The following is a 21975-nucleotide window of genomic DNA, read 5'->3' as shown; positions in this document are numbered from 1 at the left end:
GTTACTGAACAACGCCTGCACCACCGAGTTTGCTCATCACAAAGCCGATAAACTCTTCGAGGGTCATTTTCTGGCCGTTGAACTCCACCTGGTTGTTGGCGTAGTGCAGTTTGCTGACGATGTTAGTGCCGTCCAGCGTGGCGAACTGCGTACCGACCGCCATGGCGCCGAACATGTCGGCGGTGGCCGTGGCTTGATCGGCAACGACCTTGACGTCGGCCTGGCCGTCGATCTGGCTCTGGACGCTGAGCAAATCAACCAGCATCGGTTTGGACACCTGGATATTGACGTCCAGCAGGGCAATCAACTGTTTGATCAGTTGATCCGGCGTCAGGTCCAAAGATTGTGGCTTGGTCAGGTCGAGCACCAGGTTGGCGCGACTTTCACCGTTGGCGGTGGTGAACGACAGGTTTTCCAGAGCCACTTGCGGGCCGGCTGCCAGCAGTTTCTCCAGACCGGTTTTCACCTGAGCCTCTTCTTCCGGGGTCAAGACCAGTTCGGGGGCAGGTTCGCCAGCTGCAACCGCTTCGGCGGCGGCCTTCTCGTACGGTTGCAGTTTGGTCTGGTAGATCTGCATCAACGACATCGTGGATGGAATGTCGAGGTTCTTCAGGCTCATGGCCATCTGTGCGGAGCCGACCGTCTTGCCGTTCAGGGACACTTCACCGATCTTGTAATCGGCACGCCCGGAAGCGCTGGTGCCCGACTCTTCGGTCTGGTTCTTCATTTCAAATTTCTTGATGCCCAGCACCGACTGCTGCGCGCCAAACGTGGTCTTGCTGTCGGTCAGCTCGACGGTGTTCTCGCCGGTGTAAAAGCCGTAGGTACTTTTGACGAGATTGCTGGCCAGGGTCAGGCCGTTCAATTCGACTTTCACCGGTGTCTGGTCTTCAGCCACGGTGGTCAGTGTGAAGTTGTCCATGTAGCCGCTGGCTTTGACTTTCTGCGCCTGGGCGTTGGCGGCGACCTCGAGGTTCAGGCCGGAAAATTTCAGGTGGGACTTGTCGTCCAGCGCGACATCCAGCGGCAGCAGTTCGAGGGTGCCGTTGGTGGCGTTGTCATAGCCGATGTTGACCACGCCGGTGAGCGGCGATTTGTCCTTGGCAGCGGCGAACCACTTCTCGGTGACCGGGGTCTTTTCCAGTTCGTAGTGACTGGTGGCCATGACCGGCAGCAATTTCAGCGACATCAGGCGCGAGAGCGGCAGCGGACCGTGTTCGATGCGGTCGGCGAAAAGCAGTTCGACCGGTGCTTCGCCGAACATCTCGCCCTCGCCCTTGAGGCGGTAGTGCGCGGTGCTGCTGAATACGTGGCGTTCAAGCGATACCAGTTCCAGCGACGCGGTGCCGTTGGAACCGACCAGCGCGGCTTGCAGCTCTTTGTTGGCGTCGGCGATCGAGGTGTTCAGCACCCCTTCGAGTTTGGTGCCGGTGAACCAGGCACCGCCGGCGCTGATTGCACCGATGGCCACGACGATTCCAAGAAGCACGCCTGCTGATTTATTCATGAATGACCCGTTCAATGTCCGTTGTTTGAGTGTGGTCGTCTTCCCTGAACCCATTTCGGGTTGCGGTCACGACTGCGCGAAAAGTGCGAAGGAGATTAGCATCAGGCGCACCGGGCGGCCCAATGTTTAAAGGTTAAAGAGTGTCTATGGACCGCGCGGAGGGTTTGAGGGTTTCGGCGGAAATGAAATCGCCATCGCCAGCAAGCTGGCTCCTACAGGGTTTGTGTCGTTCACGAATATCGCGCACGACGCGAAACCTGTAGGAGCCGGCTTGCCGGCGATGGCGTCAGTCCAGCCAGCATCAATTCAGGAATACTGCACTTCCATCTCATCCAGCTGATGATCAAAGCTTTTCAGCCGCGCCGTCCACGTATAAACCAGCACTTCAAAATCCCGATTGATCACCGCCCCGCCCGTCACGTCCGCGCGCGGGTCGCAGAAATCCAGCTGATAGCGTTCGCGTGCCATGGCGGCGGCGACATCGGAGAGTTCACGGGCGTTATTCAACCAGTGCCAGTCGTCCTCGGACACTTGTTTGTCGAGGGCCAGGCATTGCTTCTTCAAGGTTTCGAGGCTTTTTTCCAGCGGTGTGCCGGTGAGTTCGCCCATGACTTCCTGGAACGTGCGCCCCGGTTGCCAGTAACTGCCCCAGAAGTAACGATCGAACACCGTTTCGACCCGGCGCAAAGCGACCTTGGTGTCCCAGATCAGCACCAGGGTCTTGCCTTGTTCGAGTTGTCTTTTTTTGATGCGCTGACCCTGGAACGAAGCCCAGGCCACCACCACGATCGCCATCACCGCGATCAGCGCCGCCGCGCTATCGAGAAACACCAGCGCCTTGTCGATCTGGTGGGCCAGCATGATGCCGTAGAAATAGGTGGCCGACAGCAATACCAACGCCGCAATAGCGCACCAGAAGCCGGGAGCATAAGGGTTTTTCATTGTTGGAATCCCCATGACCAACGCGAGCCTTGATTGATGAGTTCGACGCGCGACCTCATCAAGTCAAAGCATAGCAACGGCCTCAGGGTTTGCCGGTATTCGAGCCTTGCGTTCGTCCGCTTTCCCAGCCGCCGCCCAGCGCCAGGAACAGATCGATCTGGCTCAACGCAACCTGAGTGTTGGCGGCGGCCAGTTGTGCCGTGACGTCGGTGTAGGTGCGGGTCGCTTGCAGGTCGGCCAGGAACGACTCGCGGCCGGCCTGGAAGAAACGGTGCGTCTGGTCGGCGGCCAGCTTCGCCGATTGTTCGGCGTCCGCCAGGGCTTCTCGACGCTGCAGCAACGCCGAGTACTGCGCCAGGCTGGTCTGGGTTTCACGTATGGCGTTGAGAACGACACCATCAAAGTGCGCCAGCGTCGCCTGGGTCACGGCCTCAGCTTCGCGGATTCGCGCCCGGGCCCCGTTGGTCGGCACGCTCCAGCTCAGCGATGGGCCGAAGCCCCAGCGATTGGTGGAGGGTTCGCCGAGGTTTTCCAGAATGCCGACGGTGCCGATGGTCGCGCCGATGCGGATGTCCGGGTACAGCTCACCGGTGGCGACACCGATACCGGCCGTCGCAGCGGCCAGCCGACGCTCAGCCTGGCGGATATCGGGGCGACGTTTGAGCAGTGAGGCGCCATCGCCCACCGGCACCAATTGCGCGATTTTCGGCAGCTGCGCGCAACTGGCGGTGCCGGCCGGCAATTGATCGACCGGTTTGGCCAGCAGCATCGACAGGCGGAACAGCCCGGCCTGACGCGCAGCCTCGTAGCGCGGCATCTCGGCGCGCAGGGACTTGAATTGGGTTTGCGAACGGGTGACCTGGGTTTCATCACCTCGACCGGCGTCGCGCAGGCGCTGGATCAATGTGGTGCTCTGCGATTGCAGGTCGAGGGAGTGCTGGGCAATTTCCCGTTCTTCATTAGCCGCACACACCTGGGTGTAGGCGCGCACCACATCGGCCACCAACGTGATACGTGCGGTATCGGCGGCGGCCTGGGTCGCATCGGCATTGGCCTTGGCGGCTTCGATGCCGCGCTTGAGCGTGCCGAACAGATCGAACTGGTATGAAGCGCTGATGCCGATATCACCGATGTTGGCCACCGGCACTTTCTCAGGCAACAGGAACGCTTCGCCGGACTCCTGCAAACGCTCGGCGCCCATTTTTATGCCACCGCTCCAGCCTCCGGCGGCCTCGGCTTCATCGACCTGCGCGCGAGCCCGCAGCAGGCTGGCGGCCGCCACACGCAGATCGGTGTTGGACGCCAACGCTTGCTGGACCAGTTGATTGAGCCGTGGATCCTGATACAGCCGCCACCAATCGGCCGGCACCGGCGCCGAGACCACCGGTTTGCCGTCCACGGCCAGTTCGCCCTGAAAATCTTCGCGGTGAACAGCGGCCTCTTCCGGCAGTTGATAATCCGGCCCGACCGTCTGGCACGCCGACAACAGCAAACTCAATCCGGCAATCGCCAAACCCGAGGCCCTGCTCATTTGGCCGACTCCTGCTGCTGGTCGCCGATGATCGACACCGTCGCGGTGCGCCCGGCAATCATGCGGAAATCCGCCGGCACGTCATCGAAGGCGATCCGCACCGGAATCCGCTGCGCCAGCCGCACCCAGCTGAACGCCGGGTTGACGTTCGGCAGCAGGTTGCTGCCGCTGCTGCGGTCACGGTCTTCGATGCCCGCGACGATGCTTTCCACATGGCCGCGCAGGCGGGCGCGGTCGCCGATCACGCGAATGTCGACGCTCTGGCCAACGTGGATGCCGTCGAGTTTGGTTTCTTCGAAATAGCCGTCGATGTGAAAGGAATTGCTGTCCACCACCGACAACACCGGGCGCCCGGCGGTGACGAATTCCTGCGCACGCGGCGCACGGTCGTTGACGTAGCCATCCACCGGGCTGCGGATGGTCGAGCGGTCGAGGTTGAGCTGGGCGCTGTCCACTGCCACTTGCGCTTCCATCAGCGCCACTTCGGCGCGGGCGACTCGTGATTGGCTTTCTTCCAGTTGCTCGCCCGGCACCAGATTGCCGAGGCCACGGTTACGCTTGGCTTCGCGTTGCGCTTGCGCCAGGGTTTCCTGACGGTCGGCGACCGCTGCTTTGGCTTGGCGCAGGGCGAGTTTGAAACGGTCCTGATCGATGCTGAACAGCACCTGGCCGCGTTTGACCAACTGGTTGTCGCGCACGTCCACTTGCTGAATCAGCCCGGACACGTCCGGGGCGATCTGCACGATGTCGGCGCGAATGTGCCCGTCGCGAGTCCACGGCGCGAACATGTAATACATCACCATGCGCCAGACCACGACAACGGCGAAGGTCACGATCAGCAGGGTCAGGACCACGCGACCAAGGGTCAGAAAAGGTTTTTTCATGTCATCAGGTATCGACTGAGTGAGTCCACGGCGCCGAGCAGCAAGGCGTAGAGAGCCACGTTGAACAATGCCCGGTGCCAGACCAGACGGTAAAAGTGCAGGCGCGTCAGCAACCCGTGCACCAGCAGGTAAATCACATAGGTAATGCCCATCAGCACCAGCAGCGTGGGCAGGAACACCCCGCTGATATCCAGATCACCGATCATAAAGGCGCTCCATCGATGCCATGGGGAAGCGGTTCTTCGAGGTCACCGGTGCCGAGGAATTCCACACCGGGCAGCAAGGCCAGACGCAAGCCGCTTAGGGCGTGCAGCAGGTGCAGACGGGCGCCGTCATCGCATTCGCGGTTCAGGGCACGGCGCGCGCGGTCCATGGTCATCAACAACGCACTGGGCGCCGGCAAACGTTCGCCAGCCTTGAGGCAGGCTTTGAAATACTCGCCGACCTCGGCCACCACTTGGTGCAGCAATGTTTGCGGTACGCCGAACACACGCGGCGTGTAGGCCAGCAAGTCGAGCAAGTTCAGCGCCACGCGCACTTCGCGTAATGCGATGCCGGTGTCCTGGCCGGTCATGGCCAGGCGCGGCAAATGCTGCATCAAACGGTCGAGCACCTGCACACCCAAGCGGCGATGCTCGGCCAGGGAGGCCGGCTCGGTGAGGCTGACGATGTCGCGCCAGCTGAAACGGGTCAGGCGCTTGGCCGCCAGTTCTGCGCCGAACGGCCGGGCGATCAGGGTCCAGACAAACGCAAACAGCAAACCGACCGGGCCGGCCAGGTTGGAGTTGGCGAAGCTGAGGAAGTCCGCGTCGTAAGCGCCCTGGATGCTGATGAAGGACGAGGTGTTGACCAGCGTCAGCAGCATGCCCAGGTAAAACTGCGGCTTGACCGTCAGGGTGCCGATGCAAATGAACGGCACGGCGAACGCCAGCACCAGCATCGGGAAATCATGCAGGTTAGGCAGCACCAGGAACAGGTAAAGACTGGCGAACAGCACCGACATCGCCGTCCAGAAAAAGAACCGGTAAATCTGCGGCGCCGGGTCGTCCATCGACGCGAAGAAGCTGCACGCCACCGCCGCCAGAATCACCGCGCTGCCGCCGTCGGTCCAGCCGAGCAGAATCCACAACACCGAGGCGACAATGATCGCGGTGACCGTGGACGCCGCCGAATAAAACATCAGCCCACGGTCGAGAAACGGTGACAGGCGACCGAGGCGCCAATGCCGGTACACCGCGCGCCAACTGTCCTGGCTTTCGCACTGTATGGCGTATTGCAGGCTGCGGCAGTCCTGCCACAAATCGACCCATTCGCCGAGACGGTACAGCGCGTTGGAGAACAGCAATTGCTTGCGGTCATCCAGCGCTTCGGCAGTGGGTTGCAGCGCTTCGAGTTGATCTTTCAGCGCTTGCCAGCGACCGAGGTCGGCGTCTTTGTGGTTGAGCCATTCGGTGGTGGCGGCCAGTAATGGCGCGAACTTATCCACAAGCTCCGGCGTGCGCCGCTCAAGGGCGTAAAGCGCGTCATCGAGCGCGTCGATCACCGGCAGCAGATGAATCATTCGGCCGCGCAGTTCCTTGGTATTGCGCACGGTTTGCGGGCGCGCGCCTTCGTGGGGCAACTGGCCGATCATCAATTCCAGAGTGTTAAAGGTCGCGACCATCGACGAGCGCAGCGCGCTGACTTCGTCCGGCTGCACGTTGCGGCTGAGGAATCGCAGGCTGTAGGTCGAGGCATCGGCAAACCATTTGTTCACCGAATCGTTGAACACCGGCGCCAGCCGCCGCGGCCAGAACATCGCGCCGACCACCGCCGCGACGGCGATGCCGAGGAAGATCTCTTCAGTCCGCGCTTCAGCGACATCCCACACCGCCAACGGGTTATCCACCACCGGCAAGGCGATCAGCGGCAGGGTGTAACCGGCAAGCATCAACGCGTAGCTGTTGGCGGTACGCAGGTGCAACGACAGGAACAGCAGAACCCCGGTCCACAGCGCGATAACGACCACCAGCACATAGGGGCTCTGAACAAACATCGGCACGAAAAAAACTGCCGCCGCCGCACCGAGAAACGTACCGACCGCGCGGTACAACGCCTTGGAACTGGTAGGGCCGACAAACGGACTGGAAACGATGTAAACCGTGGCCATCGCCCAATACGGACGCGGCATTTGCATGAGCATGGCGATGTACAGCGCGATCATCGACGCCGCGAAAGTGCGCACGCCGTAGAACCAGTCCCGCGCCGGGGGAACGCCGGTAAAAAATCCGCTCAAGGGTTCACCACCGACGGAGCGTTGGCCGCCTCAAACGCTTTCAATACCCGCAAAGCTGCCTCCAGATCACTCGGGGCGATGCCTTCCAGCACTTCATTACGCAAGCGCACCAACTCGATTTCGACGGCCTGCACCAACTCCCGACCGGTGTCGGTCAGGCTCAGGCATTTGGCGCGGCGGTCATGGGCATCTTCGGTGCGACGAACGTAGCCGGCATGACACAACTGATCGAGCAGCCGCACCAGCGAAGGGCTCTCCATCCCGGCCGCCTGCGCCACGGTCACCTGCCGCACACCCTCGCCCAACCGCCCGATCATCAACAACGGAACGGCGCAGGCTTCGGAGATTCCATAGTTGACCAGCGTGGTCTGGCAGATCTTCCGCCAATGCCGGGCGGCTACCACCATGGAGCTGCTGATGTTCATCTGGAGAGCGTCGAGGTTTTTTGGCACGAGCGGAAAGACACACTGTTAGTTTGCTAACTATCAATATGTCATTTGAGGGGAAAGTTGGTCAAGTTTTGAAACAATTTTTAGGAAGATGATCGGTTTTTAACCGCCTCGTCCTTTCCTCAGCAGCACATCCAGTTGATCCACCACCTCCGCCCAATCCGCGTCATCCAGAATGTCGTCGCGCAAAAACTGCGCCTGGCTCGGGCTCCAGAAAAAGGCGTCGGCCAAATGCAGTTCAGGCTTGAGCGGTGAATGGGTGGCGATGAATTTATCGATGCTTTCGGCGTCATCGGGCAGGCCGAGTTGTTTGAACAGGGAGGGAAGGCTGTGGGTTGGGGATTCCATGTCTAGCTCCTTGGAAATGGCTGATGATTTGGTGACCGCTACGCGGTCAATCGCGAGCAGGCTCGCTCCCACAGGATTTTCGATACTCCTGTGGGAGCGAGCCTGCTCGCGATGGCGGTGTCACAGACGACACATTACTCAACTACTCAACTCCCGCACCTCGGCATGCGGCACCATTTTCAGGAACTCCGGCACGCTCATGTGCAGCAGGTTGTTGTGGTTGCCTGCCTCCAGATAGATGTCGTTCTGCCGGGTCAGCAAGGGGTCGATGACCATGTCCAGGCCATAGGACTCACCCAACGCCGGCACCGCGCCGCGTTCGCAGTCTTCGAACAGATGCGCCAGGGTGCTTTCCCGGGTGATCTGCCACTCGCCGCTGCTGCGCACTTTGCTCAGGTCCAGGTGACGACTCGCCGGCAGCACGGCCATCAGGAAATGACCGTGGTGGTCGTCGAGGATCACCGACTTGGCCACCCGTTCGGCAGGAATGCCCGCGACCCGCGCCGTTTCAAGGCTGCTGGCCGAGTGTGGGTGGGTAACGATGTCAAATTCGCAGTGCGCCTTTTCCAGGCTGCGCTGCATGGTTCTTGCCATACGCATGATGCACCTCGGTGTCCGCAACAACGTTCACGGACAATGAATAAACCTGTTCTCACCATTGAAAAGTCTAGGCCCGCTGGCGTCTTCGCGTGGGAAATCTGCCCACCGGAACACCGTCGACAACTGTACAAAATTCGTACAACCCACCACTCGACTAGACTGTATTTAGCGATGGGCGTCAGCGGGAACGCGGACTGAACGGATCGCGAGGCGCTCTCAGGTTCATCGTCGGAACGCCGCCCGGAACAGGCTCGCGCCTACAAGGAGGGTCAAGTGAACATTCGTTGCTGTGCAGTCGCACTACTGCTGGCCCTGAGCGGGTCGGCGTTCGCGACGGACACAATCGTGCTGATTCCCAACCCCATCGGAATCTGGCTGATCACATTCGGCATCGCGTTCCTGATCGCCGAAGCCGCCTTGCCCAATTACGGCGTGATCGGGTTGGGCGGGATTGTGATGTTCGTCATCGGCGCGGTGATCCTGAGCAACACCGAAGTGCCTGTGCCGCTGATGATCGGCCTGGGGCTGATCAGCGCGTTGTTGTTGATATTCCTGGTGATCCACGCCCTGAAAACCCGACCGCGCCAAACCGTCAGTGGCGATGCCGGACTGGTGGGCAGCGTGGCCCCGGTGATGTCGTTGCAGCCCGGCAATGCCTGCAACGGCTGGGTGCACCTGCAAGGCGAAAAGTGGCAAGTACTCAGCGCCACGCCACTGCAACCCGGGCAACAGGTCCGGGTGGTGGCACGCAAGGGATTAGTGCTGAAAGTGGCCGCGGCTGACGCGGCGCCGGATGGAGAATAACCATGGGCCTGCAACTGGGTTTTGCCGCGCTGCTGCTGTTGGTGATTGCACTGGCGGGATCGACTTTTCGCATCCTGCGTGAATACGAGCGCGGGGTGGTGTTCCAGCTCGGTCGTTTCTGGCAAGTCAAAGGCCCCGGCCTGATCCTGCTGATTCCGGTGGTCCAGCAAATGGTCCGCGTCGACTTGCGTACCGTGGTGCTCGACGTGCCACCTCAAGATGTGATCACCCGCGACAACGTTTCGGTCAAGGTCAATGCGGTGCTGTACTTCCGCGTGCTCGACCCGCAGAAGGCGATCATCCAGGTCGAAGATTTCCTGATGGCCACCAGTCAACTGGCCCAGACCACCTTGCGCGCGGTGCTCGGTAAACACGAACTCGATGAACTGCTGGCCGAGCGCGAACGGCTGAACATCGATATCCAGCAAGTGCTCGATGCGCAGACCGACGCCTGGGGCATCAAGGTCGCCAACGTCGAAATCAAGCACGTAGACCTCAACGAATCGATGGTCCGCGCCATCGCCAAGCAGGCCGAAGCCGAGCGGGAACGTCGGGCCAAGGTCATCCACGCCGAAGGCGAATTGCAAGCCTCGGAAAAACTCATGCAGGCCGCCGAAATGCTTGGCCGTCAGCCGGGCGCCATGCAGCTGCGTTACATGCAGACCCTGAGTTCGATAGCCGGGGACAAGAGTTCGACCATCGTTTTTCCACTGCCCATCGAGCTGCTCAAAGGCATGGCGGATTTGTCGAAACCTTGAACAATCAGCCTTTGGGCAACACGGCGCACTCGCCGAGCCAGGTCAGTAAACGGTCGAGACAGGCATCGACCGACTGCGCCCCGGTGTCGAGTACCAGCGCAGCGGACGGGGGCGGTTCATAAGGCGCGGAAACCCCGGTAAACCCGGCCAAATCACCGCGACGTGCGCGGGCGTAATGACCTTTGGGGTCACGCTGCTCGCACACCGCCAGTGATGCGCTGCACCAGACTTCGCGGTAATCCTCGCCCAGACGCGTGGCAAATAACTCACGCAACTCCAGCAACGGCGCGATCATCGCCAGAATCACGATGTGCCCGTTCTCCACCAGCAATGCCGCCACTTCGCTGGCACGGCGAATATTTTCCTGGCGATCGCTGTCAGCAAAACCCAGATCACGATTGAGCCCGACCCGCAGCCCATCGCCGTCGAGCACGACGCTCTGCACGCCGCGTTCGAACAATTCGGCGTGCAGCGCCTGGGCCAGGGTCGACTTCCCCGCTGCCGGCAAACCGGTCAGCAAAATCACCGTGCCGCGATGGCCGTTGCGGGCTTCACGTTGTGCCCGGCTGATGCTCGCCGTCGGCGCCTGCAGGTTATTGAGTCTGGACATGCGTCACCGGCACCGTGATGTCGCCCGCCGCCCACGCTGATTCGCGATTGGCCAACGCGGTGGCGATGGACTGGACTTCGGTGGACTGCACCTGGTCCGGCAGCGGATCGAGCCCCGCGCTGGCAAAAATCTGCCCGTACGCGTTGCGCAGATCGGCGTACGACAGGTCGCGGCGCAGATCGGCCTGCAAGGTGTTCAACTCGCCCTGAATCAAGTCCAGTTCGCCCAGCCCCGCCGCCTGATAGCGATTGCGCAGTTGGCCGACAATCTGCCCGTCAATGTCCGACAGTTGCTGATTGGTCTTGAATTGCCGCAGCGCCTCGCGGTAGTTGGCGTTGGCCACATAGAGCTGCGCCAGCACCGCAATCGACATGGCCTGACGGCGCGCCGTAGCCACTTCTTCACCGGCCTTGGCGACGTTGATCGCCGCCGGTGCCGAGATCACGTTGAACAGGTTCCAGGTCACCTTCACGCCGTAGTCGGCCCAACCCTGCTCCACCAGGAAAGAGTTGCTGTCGTAATGCCCGCCAGCGGAGAACTCCAGCCCCGGCAGCAGACGCAGCATGGCTTTGCGGGTTTCGGCGGCGCTGATGCGGCTCTGGTAATCCTGCTCACGCAGTTCCGGGCGGCTGGTCAGGGCTTCCTGCTCCAGGCTGGCGAGGTCGACCTTGAGTTCCGGGATGACGTAGTCGTCCTGGGTCGCCAGGGTCAGTTCGGTACCCAGCGGCAGATTGATCAGGGTCGCCAGTTCGGTTTTCGCCAGCGACAGGGCGCGGCGCTGTTCTTCGAGTTGGCGCGTGGCTTCGATCAGCGAGCGTTGATATCCCAATGCCTGGATCGGATCGCCGATGCGCTGCTGGCTCATGCTCTGGCTGTTGCCGCGCGCGGTCTCGACCCGGGACATGAGGCTGTCGATCTGCTTGAGCAAGCGCTCGGCGGCCATGGCTCGCCAATAGGCCGAGCGCACGTCCTGAACGATGGTGTTGATCACTTTGCGCCGGCGTTCCTGAACGATCAGCCGCTGGTCGCCCTGTTGCTTGGCGCTGATGTAACTGACGCCGAAATCGAGCACGTTCCAGACCATGGTCAGGTCTGCCACTTCACGATCGCGGTCCTGTGAAGTCGACGGTTCCAACGACTGGGTGCCGGTCCGCACGCTCTGGCTGCTGGAGGCGCTGACGTTGTTGCGGCCGACATAACCAGCGTCCAGCGCCATGCGCGGCAACATGTCGAAACTGGCGAGGTCGAGTTGGCGCTTGGCCAAGGCCTCTTCCATGATCTTGAGCCGGCCTTCGAGGTTGTACTTCACCGCGCGGGCCATGGCCTGATGCAGGGTCAGCGGACCGCTGAGCGGTTCCTGACCCTTGTACATGCTTTGCAGATCGCTTCGGGCGCGCTGTTCGCTGACGCTGCGTTCGATCGGTTCACTTTTGACGGCACATCCACTGATCGCCAGCGCGAGCAGACTGGCGACAAACAACTGCTGACTTCTCTTCATCCTTGACTGCCCCTGGGTGACGCACTGCTTTAAGTATTTCAGGCCTGCATTTCGCTGATGCCGGCCTGTTTCAAAGCAGCGGCCAGGTCGTTGACCTGCCGTTGCTCGGTGTCTTTGAGCTGTTGCAATTGCTGGACGAGGCTCGGCGCGCCAAACACGCCGCGCAGCCCCTGTGAAACATCACCGGCCTTGATCGAATGGTTGCCAAAGGAACTCAGCGAGTCTCGCTCGTTACCGGACTCCTGATTAAACAGACTCGACAACGTGCTGGTGCTGAAAACCCCGCCATCGCCACCACCGAAACCAAGGAAGCCGTGGCCTGCACCTTCACCGCCGCTGTCGCTGCTGCTGAACACCTGCGCGATGAAACTCTGCGCCAGCGCGCCGTTGTTCATGAAGATGTCGCCCAACGGCCGAATGCCATTGCCGATCACCCGGTCCTCGAACAACGGGGCAAACGTCAGCGGCGAGCCGAGATCACCAGAGGGCGGGGCGAAGATGATTGGTTGCAGTGGCACGTTCGGTTGATCGGTCACGGTCACCGGGTCGCTGCTGAGGAACTCCGGATCCGGGGTCACCTGCACCGTAGCCGGTGTCGGTGCCGGTGTCGGCGCCACGACGCCTATCGCGTAGTTGTTGGAGACCGACACCGTGGCCCCCGCATTACCCGCCAGGTCGGTGACATTGCTCGTGTCGAGGGCGATAAAGTTGCTCGGGTCACTGACATTGGCAGTTGGCGTGAAGGTCGCGGTCCAGGTCTTGCCGCCGTCGCTGCTGCTCAGGTTGGACAAGTCGCCGTTGGTCACGCTCAGGTCCGACAGGTCGAAATCACTCACGGCCTCGCTGAAGGTAAACGTCACCACCGTGCTCTGGCCGGCAGCCATGCTCGGGTTGGCGACCACGATGCTCACCGTTGGCCGGGTTACGTCCAGGGCATAGTTGTTGGAAATAGCGATGCTCGCGCCGGCATTCCCCGCGAGGTCCTGCAAGGTGCCGGTGTCGAGCACGATCAGGTTGGTCGCATCGTTGATGCCGGCGGTCGGCGTCAGGGTCGCGGTCCAGGTGATACCGCCGTCGCTGCTGGTCAGGTTCGACAGCACAGCGTTGGCCACGCTGATGTCCGACAGATCGAATCCACTCACCGCTTCACTGAAGGTGATGGTCACCGTGGTGGTTTCGCCAATGCCCAGGCGGTTGTCGGCAACCACGATGGTGGCGGTCGGCAGCGCGGTGTCGATGGCGAAATTGTTGGAATCGGTGGTGCCCACACCGCTGTTGCCCGAGGCGTTGGCCACGCCGGTGTTGTCGAGGGTGATCAGGTTGCTGGTGTCGGTGATGCTCGACGTCGGGGTGAACGTTGCCGTCCAGGTGACACCGCCATCGCCCGAAGACACGTTGCTGAGCGTGCCATTTGCAATCGTCAGGTCGGCGTTGGAGAAACCGCTCACCGCCTCGCTGAAGGTGATGGTCACCGTAGCGGTTTCACCCGCCTTCAGCGCCGTGTCGGAGACCACAATGGTGGCTGTCGGCAGCACAGTGTCGATCGTGAAGTTCGCCGAGTTGGTGGTTCCGCTGCCCGTGTTACCGGCGATGTCGGTGACCCCGGTGTTGTTCAGGGTGATGAGGTTGCTGGTGTCCTTGATGCCAACCGTCGGTGTGAACGTGGCGGTCCAGGTGATGCCGCCATCGCTGCTGCTCACCGCGCTCAACGTACCGTTGGGGATGCTCAGGTCACTGTTGTCGAAACCGTTCACGGCTTCGCTGAACGTGATAGTCACCAGCGTGGTTTCGCCCGCGCTGAGGGTGCTGTCGGCGACCACAATGGTCGCGGTGGGCCGGGCTGTGTCGATGGTGTAGTTGTTGGAATCGGTGGTGCCTGAGCCCGAGTTGCCGGCCAGGTCCGCGATCCCCGTGTTGTTCAGCGTGATCAGGTTGGTCGCATCGTTGATGCTCGCGCTCGGCGTGAAAGTGGCCGTCCAGGTGATGCCGCCGTCGCTGCTGCTGACCGCGCTCAAGGTGCCGTTGGCAATCGTCAGGTCGGCGTTGGTGAAGCCAGTGACCGCCTCGCTGAAGGTGATCGTCACCAGCGAGGTTTGACCCACCGCCAGCGAGGGGTCAGTCACAATGATCGTCGCCGTCGGGCGCACGGTGTCGATGGCGTAGTTGTTGGAGTCGGTGCTGCCGATGCCGGTGTTGCCCGAGCCGTTTTGTACACCGCTGTTGTCCAGCGTGATCAGGTTGGTGCTGTCGGTGATGGCGCTGGTCGGGGTGAAGGTCGCCGTCCAGGTGATGCCGCCATCGCTGCTGCTCACCGCCGTCAAGGTGCCGTTGGCGATGGTCAGGTCGGCGTTGCTGAAACCGGTCACGGCCTCGGAGAACGTGATGGTCACCAGGGACGTTTCGCCGATTTTCAGCGCGTTGTCGGCAATGATAATGGTGGCCGTCGGAATCACGGTATCAATCGTGTAGTTACCGGAGTTGGTGGTGCCGCTGCCTGTGTTGCCGGAGAGGTCGGCCACACCGGTATTGTTCAGGGTGATGACGTTGGTCGCATCGTTCACACCCACTGTTGGCGTGAAGGTCGCGGTCCAGGTGATGCCGCCGTCGCTGCTGCTCACCGCGCTCAAGGTGCCGTTGGCGATGCTCAGGTCTGCATTGGTGAAACCGCTGACCGCCTCGCTGAAGGTGATGGTCACCAGCGAGGTTTCGCCGGCGGTCAGGGTTGGGTCGGCCACGACGATGGTCGCGGTAGGCCGGACTGTGTCGATGGCGTAATTATTGGAATCGGTGGTGCCGCTGCCGGCGTTGCCCGACAGGTCGCTGATGCCGGTGTTGTCCAGGGTGATCAGGTTGGTCGTGTCGTTGATGCTGGCGCTCGGCGTGAAGGTCGCGGTCCAGGTGATGCCGCCATCGCTGCTGCTGACCGCGCTCAAGGTGCCGTTGGCAATCGTCAGGTCCGCGTTGGTGAAACCAGTGACCGCCTCGCTGAAGGTGATCGTCACCAGTGAGGTTTCACCGATCCTCAGCGCAGTATCCGCCACGACGACGGTTGCTGTCGGACGCACGGTGTCGATGGCGTAGTTGTTCGAATTGCTGGTGCCGATGCCCACGTTGCCGCTGCTGCCCCCCTGCACGCCGCTATTGTCCAGGATGATCAGGTTGGTCGCATCGGTGATGCTGACGGTTGGCGTGAAGGTGGCGGTCCAGGTAATGCCGCCGTCGCTGCTGCTCACCGCGCTCAAGGTACCGTTGGCAATCGTCAGGTCGGCGTTGCTGAAACCGGTCACGGCCTCGGAGAACGTGATGGTCACCAGCGAGGTTTCGCCGATTCTCAGTGCGGTGTCGGCGACGACAATGGTGGCTGTCGGTGCCACGGTATCAATCGTGTAGTTACCGGAGTTGGTAGTCCCGCTGCCTGTGTTGCCGGAGAGGTCGGCCACACCGGTATTGTTCAGGGTGATGACGTTGGTCGCATCGTTCACACCTACCGTTGGCGTGAAGGTCGCGGTCCAGGTGATGCCGCCGTCGCTGCTGCTCACCGCGCTCAAGGTGCCGTTGGCGATGCTCAGGTCCGCATTGGTGAAACCGCTGACCGCCTCGCTGAATGTGATGGTCACCAGCGAGGTTTCGCCGGCGGTCAGTGAAGTATCGGCCAGCACAATCGTGGCGGTCGGACGCACGGTGTCGATGGCGTAATTATTGGAATCGGTCGTGCCGCTGCCGGCGTTGCCCGACAGGTCGCTGATGCCGGTGTTGTCCAGGGTGATCAGGTTGGTCGTGTCGTTGATGCTGGCGCTCGGCGTGAAGGTCGCAGTCCAGGTGATGCCGCCATCGCTGCTGCTGACGGCGCTCAAGGTGCCGTTGGCAATCGTCAGGTCCGCGTTGGTCAAACCACTGACCGCTTCACTGAAGGTGATGGTCACCAGCGAGGTTTCACCGATCCTCAGCGCAGTGTCCGCCACGACGATGGTTGCCGTTGGCCGCACGGTGTCGATGGCGTAGTTGTTGGAGTCGGTGGTGCCGCTGCCCGCGTTGCCCGACAGGTCGCTGACACCCGTGTTGTCCAGGGTGATCAGGTTGGTGCTGTCGGTGATAGCGCTGGTCGGGGTGAAGGTCGCCGTCCAGGTGATGCCGCCGTCGCTGCTGCTCACTGCCGTCAGCGTACCGTTGGCGATGGTCAGGTCGGCGTTGCTGAAACCGCTCACCGCCTCGGCGAAGGTGATGGTCACCAGCGAGGTTTCACCGATTTTCAGCGCATTGTCGGCCACCACGATGGTCGCGGTCGGACGCACGGTATCAATGGCGTAATTGTTGGAATCGGTGGTGCCGCTGCCGGCGTTGCCCGACAGGTCGCTGATGCCGGTGTTGTTCAGGACGATCAGGTTGGTCGTGTCATTGATGCTGGTGTTCGGGGTGAAGGTTGCAGTCCAGGTGATGCCGCCATCGCTGCTGCTCACCGCCGTCAATGTGCCGTTGGCGATGGTCAGGTCGGCGTTGGTGAAACCACTGACCGCTTCGCTGAAGGTGAACGTCACCAGCGAGGTTTCGCCGATGCTCAGCGCCGTGTCGGCCACGACGATGGTCGCGGTCGGACGCACGGTATCAATGGCGTAGTTGTTCGAGTCGGTGGTGCCGCTGCCGGCGTTGCCCGCCAGGTCGCTGACACCGGTGTTGTCCAGGGTGATCAGGTTGGTCGAGTCAGTAATGCTGGCCGTCGGAGTGAACGTGGCCGTCCAGGTGATGCCGCCATCGCTGCTGCTCACCGCCGTCAAGGTGCCGTTGGCAATCGTCAGGTCGGCATTGGTTAAACCGGTTACGGCCTCGTTGAAGGTGATGGTCACCAGCGAGGTTTCGCCGGCTTTGAGCGCCGTGTCGGCAAACACGATACCCGCAGTCGGGCGAGCGGTATCGACGACGTAGTTATTGGAATTGGTGGTGCCGACGCCAGCAGTACCCAGGCCGTTGATCACCCCGGTATTGTCGAGGGTGATGACGTTGGTCGTGTCGGAAATACTGGCGGTTGGCGTGAACGTTGCCGTCCAGGTGATACCGCCGTCGCTGCTGCTCACTGCGCTCAAGGTGCCGTTGGCGATGGTCAGGTCCGCGTTGGTGAAACCGGTCACCGCTTCGGAGAAGGTGATGGTCACCAGGCTCGTTTCGCCGATGCTCAACGTGGTATCGGCGACCAGAATGGTTGCGGTCGGCGGCGGTGCATAGGCGGTGTTGAGTATCCCGCCGTCGTTGTAGATTGCCGCCACGGCGGTCGGCGAGGTGCCAATTGTCCCCCCGCCCTGCGCAGTACCACCGGCACCGCTGCCCGCGGCATTACCGGCCAGGGCCGCGAAGTTGGCGGCGGTGATCAGCAATGTGCCCTTGTTCCAGATCGCACCGACGCCCCGGCCGCCGATGCCGCCGTTGGAGGCGTTGCTGCCCTGGCCACCGCCACCGCCGCCGCCACCACCGGCACCGATGTTGTTGGTAATGTTCGACGTGCCGATGATGGTGATAACGCCGGAGCTTGCGTTGTAGATCCCGCCCGCCGCGTTGCCGCCGGCGCCACCGACCTTGTCCCAACCGGCGCCGCCGCCACCGCCGCCAATGGAAATCGTGCCATTGGTGGCCGTCGCACCGTTACCGCCGTTGCTGTAGTAGGAAACGCCCACGCCGCCAGCCCCGCCAGTGCTGGTGCCGCCGCGACCGCCCATGTGGGTCGCGTCGTAACCGCCGCCGTAACCACCAACGCCACCGCTGCCTGCCTGGCCGCCCAACGTGCCGGTGCCCGGCCCGGCCGAACCGCCGTGCCCGCCACCCTGGCCGCCCAGACCACCACCGCCGCCACCGCCACCACCGTAAAACGCCCCTGTGACACCGCCGCCGCCACCGCCGCCAGATGCGGCGTTTGAGGTCACGGTCACGTTGTTCAGCGTCAAGACCCCTGCGTTGAAAATCCCCCCGGCCATCGCGCCCGTGGCGCCGTAGCCACCGTTGCCGCCCGTGCCCGACACCAGCCCACGGGTGATCACCAGACCATCGAGCGTCACGGTTTTGCCCGCCGCAATTTCAATCACCCGGGTCCTGTACTGACCGTCGAGAGTCACATCCGCCACACCGTCGTTGTTCAAGTCGCCATCAACGATGATGTTCTTGTTGATCAGCAGTTCGGAGGTCAACTGCACCGTCATGCCGGTGCTGAAAGTGACGGTATCGCCGTTCTGCGCCGAAGCGATGGCGGCACGCAACGAGCCCACGCCGGTGTTGGCGTTGTTGGTGGCCGTCCAGCTCGCCAGGCCCCACTGATAGTCGCTCATGGCCATTTTCGACAGCACGTTGGCGCTTTCGATATTGCCGGTGGCGATCTCCAGATCCCAGTCGCCACCCACGCCGGTACGGTTGCTGGACGCCGCTACATCACGGCCGGTCAATTGCGCCAAGGAATCGACGAAGTTCAAACCCCGTTCACCCTCGGCGGTGTAGCAGCCGTAGATCAGGATGTCGCCGCCGACGTTCATGTCTTTGCCGATTTCCGCCAGCACCGCGCTGCGGGCCGCGACGTTGTCGGCAGACAGGTAACTGTTCCCCAGCCACAGATCGCCCGCATTGCCGTGGGCGATGATCTGTACCGAGCTGATGCCCTGATGGGTGTCCAGGTAATCGGCAATCTGCTGCAAGCCGTCCTTGGTGCCATCGAGTTGAACCACCTGAGTACCGGGCGCCACACCTTTGAGCAGGCTGTCGGCATCCTTGACCCGGGAATCGACGAACACCACGCTCTGTCCCGGCACGGCAACGGGCGCCACGGCGGGCGTGGCATCGGCCTGGCCGTGGGTGTCCTGGCTGGCGACCGGTTTCTCCGCAACGGGCGGCTTGGCCGCGTCGGCCGTGGTGTGGCTGTCAGCCTGGGCGCTATCGGCCACCGTGGCCGCTACCGCGCCGTCGAACAGCATTCGCGGTTCCAGGGACATGATCATTGGAGAGGCCAGCGCTCGTGCGCCTTTGGTAATCCGTGACTTGCCGTTGCTCCACCACATGTTACTCACCCGGACTCGAACGTTTTTTCTGCGTAAACGAAAACGCCGCGATCAACTGATCGCGGCATCGGCTTTCATACGAATGACATTGGCGGCGCTGGCAGAGCCATCGAGCCAGAAGGACAATTCTGCGTACTGCTTGAACAAATCCGGCGGCAAAATCGTGCGCCGCGATTGCAACTCGACTTTGGGTTTGACCTTGTGCAGGCCGGACACGCCGAGGGCTTGATCGAACTCCGGCGCGTCGTAGGCCAGGTGGTCGAAATCGTGCTCGAACCAGGGTTCGCCAATGAAGTCGTAGACCAACCGCATCACCCGGTCAGGCGCTTGGGTCAGCAGGTCGTAATCGACGATCAGCAGCGAGTCGGCGTGTTCACCGTAATAGGCTTCCTTGAGCGCCGCCCAGGCAAAACCGACCAGGCGATTGCGTTGGGCGAGGGTTTCGCAGCGGCTGTAGACCGTGTTGCGTTCGACCGCATCGCCAAACAGCTTGGTGTTTTCAAAAGGGTTGGCGCGATAAAGACGCTCGATGCTGTCCATGACCCAGGCAACGTTGCGCACACAGGCAATGACCTTGGCTTGCGGGAACAGATCGCTGATGGCCGGCAGGCGCGAACTCCACAAGCGGTTGGTGTCGAACACCACCGGTTTGTCGGCCTTGTCGGCGTAGAAGGAGTCAAACAGGCCGCGAAGCAAACGGCGGCGCAGGTCGGTATCGATCACCGCGCCGAACTCGCTGCCGGCGCTGCATTGTTCGAGGACACCGGAAAAGAGTGAGCCGACAGGGCTGGTCATGCCGGCATGGAAACGCGGGTTCTGCAAAAGGATTGCAGAAAGCAGCGTCGAGCCCGAGCGCGGCAAGCCGGAAATAAAATGGAACTGCTGCAATCCCTTCACCCTAGTCATAAGTCCTTTATGTATGACGGAGCGTAGACCATGAATGGCCTTAGAAGTAGTGGTGTTTTGATATCAAATCGAAGTTACGGCGCTGACTAAAACGCGTTTTTTATTACTGCTTGTGAGGTGAATCGTTTAAGCACTCCACCGGCTCAATGCAGTACGAACAATCGCGCAGTGGCGCCTCCCGCCTGTGTTTCGCCCGAGCGCTGCCAGCCTGATGGCAACGGCGCGAATTCGTCCGGAACATCGACGGTGCCAATCAGCCAGACCCGGCCACTGCCTTTGGGCAAGCGGTCGAGACTGTCGAGGTACGTGTCCTGAGTCACCAATGTGCCAAAGCCATAGGCGTTCGGCCGGCTCGAAGCGCCATTGGCCAGCGGCGGAGTGAACAGCAGCGGCTTGGCCTCGGTGCGGTTGTAATAGACGTAACTGAGGTACCAGAGCATGTCGCTGGTGACGATCCGGTCACCGGTCACGAAGTGCTGGTTCACGTAGTCGACCATGACGTTGATTTGATCATTGGTGTCCACCGTGGCGTTGTTCTTCAAACCCACCAGTTCAACACCGACAAACAGCACCAGCACCGTCACGGCCAGCACCCGAAAGCCTGAATACAGACGATCAACCGCCAACGCGACAATCATCGGCAGCCCCAGGGCATACGCCGTCAGGTAGCGCTCGATGAACACCGGCGTGATAAACGAAACCCCGAACACCAGCAGCAACGGCAACGCCGTGTAGATCACCAGCAGAGCGCTGCCACGAAAGACACTGCGGTCCCGCGCCAGCGCCACCCCCACAATGGCCAGTAACGCCAGCGGCATCGCGATGAACATCAGCGTCGGCAGGTTCTCGCCATCGTCCTGGATCAGGAACGACCAGAACATCGAAGGCAACGAGCCGAACGTGACAGGCGTTTCCCAGCCCACGTCGCCGTTGGCCTTGAGCTGATCCAGGTGCTGGAGCAGATCGATCAGGCTCGGCGCCCACGGCAGGTACAACAACACGATCGCGACATTCGCCAGCCACCAGCCGGGGCGTTGAACATGGCGCAAGCGATGCCCCGGCTGGACGCGGATCAGCCCCAGATACAGCCAGTGGCAGAGCACGCACAGGGCCGTGAAGTAGTGGGTGTAGAACGCAGCAGTCATCAACAGCGCATACGCCACCAGATATCGCCTGCGATGCGGGCGCCTGATCCAGTAGGCCAGGGCAATCGTCGCGCCGATCAGCCACAACCCCAGCAGCGAATACATGCGCACTTCCTGGCTGTAGCGCACCGCCGTGGGCAACAGTGCCAACAGGAAACCGGCCAGCAGCGCTGCACGGCGAGTGGCGAGCAAATCCATCAGCCAGACGCCGAGCCACACCGTGACGATGCCGGGCAAGGCGCTGAGGCAGCGGATCGAAAAAATGCCGTCGCCGAACAACCCGACCCAGCCATGCAACAGCAGGAAATACAGCGGAGGGTGCACGTCATGGGCCGCATGGACCCAGATGTCGGACAGTGAATACTGACTCAGCAGCAGGCTGGACCCTTCATCGCCCCAAATGGCGGCTGCCGTCAGGTCGTAGAAACGCACCAGCGCCGCCAACGCCAGGATCGGCAACAGCCAGTGCTCCTGCGCCCAGCGCAACCAGCGCTGAACGATCGCCCAGATGCCGGGTGCTGCGTGCGGCTCATGGGTGCCGCCAAACGGTGTTTCTCTGCGCGCCTCCATTACCCCCCCTGAAACAGCCCTCGACCACCCTGCCTCTTGATCACTTTAGGACGGCGCCGGTTCGTCGTCGATGCCGGTTTTGCGACCAGCGACATTCGGCCGTGAGGCGCATCAACTACG

Annotated in this window: 16 protein-coding genes; 2 read left to right on the top strand and 14 right to left on the bottom strand. The window is 61.8% G+C overall.

Annotated features, from left to right (window positions below; genetic code table 11):
* Window position 1 precedes the first annotated feature (1 nt).
* From J4E42_RS15285 to J4E42_RS15245, 9 genes are all read right to left on the bottom strand, one after another.
* Window positions 2–1507, bottom strand: coding sequence for a YdgA family protein (locus tag J4E42_RS15285; RefSeq protein ID WP_207285559.1), 1506 nt, complete (start codon window positions 1505–1507; stop codon window positions 2–4).
* Between the two features lie 306 nt (window positions 1508–1813).
* A complete protein-coding gene (locus J4E42_RS15280; RefSeq protein ID WP_008034678.1) occupies window positions 1814–2449 on the bottom strand; it encodes a hypothetical protein in 636 nt (211 codons plus the stop codon).
* Window positions 2450–2531: 82 nt separating this feature from the next.
* On the bottom strand, window positions 2532–3980 hold the full coding sequence (locus J4E42_RS15275; RefSeq protein ID WP_192226663.1) for an efflux transporter outer membrane subunit: 1449 nt from the start codon (window positions 3978–3980) through the stop codon (window positions 2532–2534).
* Complete coding sequence (locus tag J4E42_RS15270; RefSeq protein ID WP_207285558.1) at window positions 3977–4864, bottom strand: HlyD family secretion protein; 888 nt, start codon at window positions 4862–4864, stop codon at window positions 3977–3979. Before J4E42_RS15270 ends, J4E42_RS15275 begins: the two co-directional genes overlap by 4 nt.
* Window positions 4861–5070 carry a DUF1656 domain-containing protein gene (locus J4E42_RS15265; RefSeq protein WP_008034684.1) on the bottom strand — a complete coding sequence of 70 codons (210 nt, stop codon included), beginning with the start codon at window positions 5068–5070 and terminating at the stop codon, window positions 4861–4863. The genes J4E42_RS15270 and J4E42_RS15265 overlap by 4 nt, the downstream gene beginning before the upstream one ends.
* Window positions 5067–7139 carry an FUSC family protein gene (locus tag J4E42_RS15260; protein WP_207285557.1) on the bottom strand — a complete coding sequence of 691 codons (2073 nt, stop codon included), beginning with the start codon at window positions 7137–7139 and terminating at the stop codon, window positions 5067–5069. The genes J4E42_RS15265 and J4E42_RS15260 overlap by 4 nt, the downstream gene beginning before the upstream one ends.
* A complete protein-coding gene (locus J4E42_RS15255) occupies window positions 7136–7564 on the bottom strand; it encodes a MarR family winged helix-turn-helix transcriptional regulator (protein ID WP_008034693.1) in 429 nt (142 codons plus the stop codon). The genes J4E42_RS15260 and J4E42_RS15255 overlap by 4 nt, the downstream gene beginning before the upstream one ends.
* Before the next feature lie 126 nt (window positions 7565–7690).
* The gene (locus tag J4E42_RS15250) at window positions 7691–7936 is read right to left on the bottom strand and encodes a DUF2789 domain-containing protein (RefSeq protein ID WP_008039667.1); all 246 of its coding nucleotides are present in this window, start codon (window positions 7934–7936) and stop codon (window positions 7691–7693) included.
* Between the two features lie 138 nt (window positions 7937–8074).
* The gene (locus tag J4E42_RS15245; RefSeq protein ID WP_008039666.1) at window positions 8075–8536 is read right to left on the bottom strand and encodes an aminoacyl-tRNA deacylase; all 462 of its coding nucleotides are present in this window, start codon (window positions 8534–8536) and stop codon (window positions 8075–8077) included.
* A 273-nt stretch (window positions 8537–8809) separates the two neighbouring features.
* Between J4E42_RS15245 and J4E42_RS15240 the strand changes: the two genes are divergently transcribed.
* A complete protein-coding gene (locus J4E42_RS15240) occupies window positions 8810–9340 on the top strand; it encodes an NfeD family protein (RefSeq protein WP_192417291.1) in 531 nt (176 codons plus the stop codon).
* A 2-nt stretch (window positions 9341–9342) separates the two neighbouring features.
* Window positions 9343–10098, top strand: a complete 756-nt coding sequence (locus J4E42_RS15235; protein WP_008034707.1) for a slipin family protein — start codon at window positions 9343–9345, stop codon at window positions 10096–10098.
* Between the two features lie 4 nt (window positions 10099–10102).
* On the opposite strand, the gene cysC is transcribed toward J4E42_RS15235, so the two are convergent.
* The 5 genes from cysC to J4E42_RS15210 form a co-directional block, all read right to left on the bottom strand.
* Entirely contained in the window at window positions 10103–10708 is a 606-nt protein-coding gene (cysC, locus tag J4E42_RS15230; RefSeq protein WP_207285556.1) for an adenylyl-sulfate kinase, read from the bottom strand.
* Window positions 10692–12206 carry a TolC family protein gene (locus J4E42_RS15225; RefSeq protein ID WP_008034717.1) on the bottom strand — a complete coding sequence of 505 codons (1515 nt, stop codon included), beginning with the start codon at window positions 12204–12206 and terminating at the stop codon, window positions 10692–10694. The genes cysC and J4E42_RS15225 overlap by 17 nt, the downstream gene beginning before the upstream one ends.
* A 38-nt stretch (window positions 12207–12244) precedes the next feature.
* Window positions 12245–19234 carry an Ig-like domain-containing protein gene (locus J4E42_RS15220; RefSeq protein WP_207285555.1) on the bottom strand — a complete coding sequence of 2330 codons (6990 nt, stop codon included), beginning with the start codon at window positions 19232–19234 and terminating at the stop codon, window positions 12245–12247.
* 51 nt (window positions 19235–19285) lie between these two features.
* A complete protein-coding gene (locus tag J4E42_RS15215) occupies window positions 19286–20131 on the bottom strand; it encodes a sulfotransferase family protein (RefSeq protein ID WP_404943250.1) in 846 nt (281 codons plus the stop codon).
* Window positions 20132–20283: 152 nt separating this feature from the next.
* Window positions 20284–21855 carry a glycosyltransferase family 39 protein gene (locus J4E42_RS15210; RefSeq protein WP_008039653.1) on the bottom strand — a complete coding sequence of 524 codons (1572 nt, stop codon included), beginning with the start codon at window positions 21853–21855 and terminating at the stop codon, window positions 20284–20286.
* Between the last annotated feature and the right edge of the window lie 120 nt (window positions 21856–21975).

This window comes from Pseudomonas sp. FW300-N2A2, assembly GCF_017351735.1.
GTDB classification, from domain to species: Bacteria; Pseudomonadota; Gammaproteobacteria; order Pseudomonadales; family Pseudomonadaceae; genus Aquipseudomonas; species Aquipseudomonas migulae.
The sequence above is the reverse complement of the archived record's forward strand: the minus strand, read 5'-3'. Positions and strand labels throughout refer to the sequence as shown.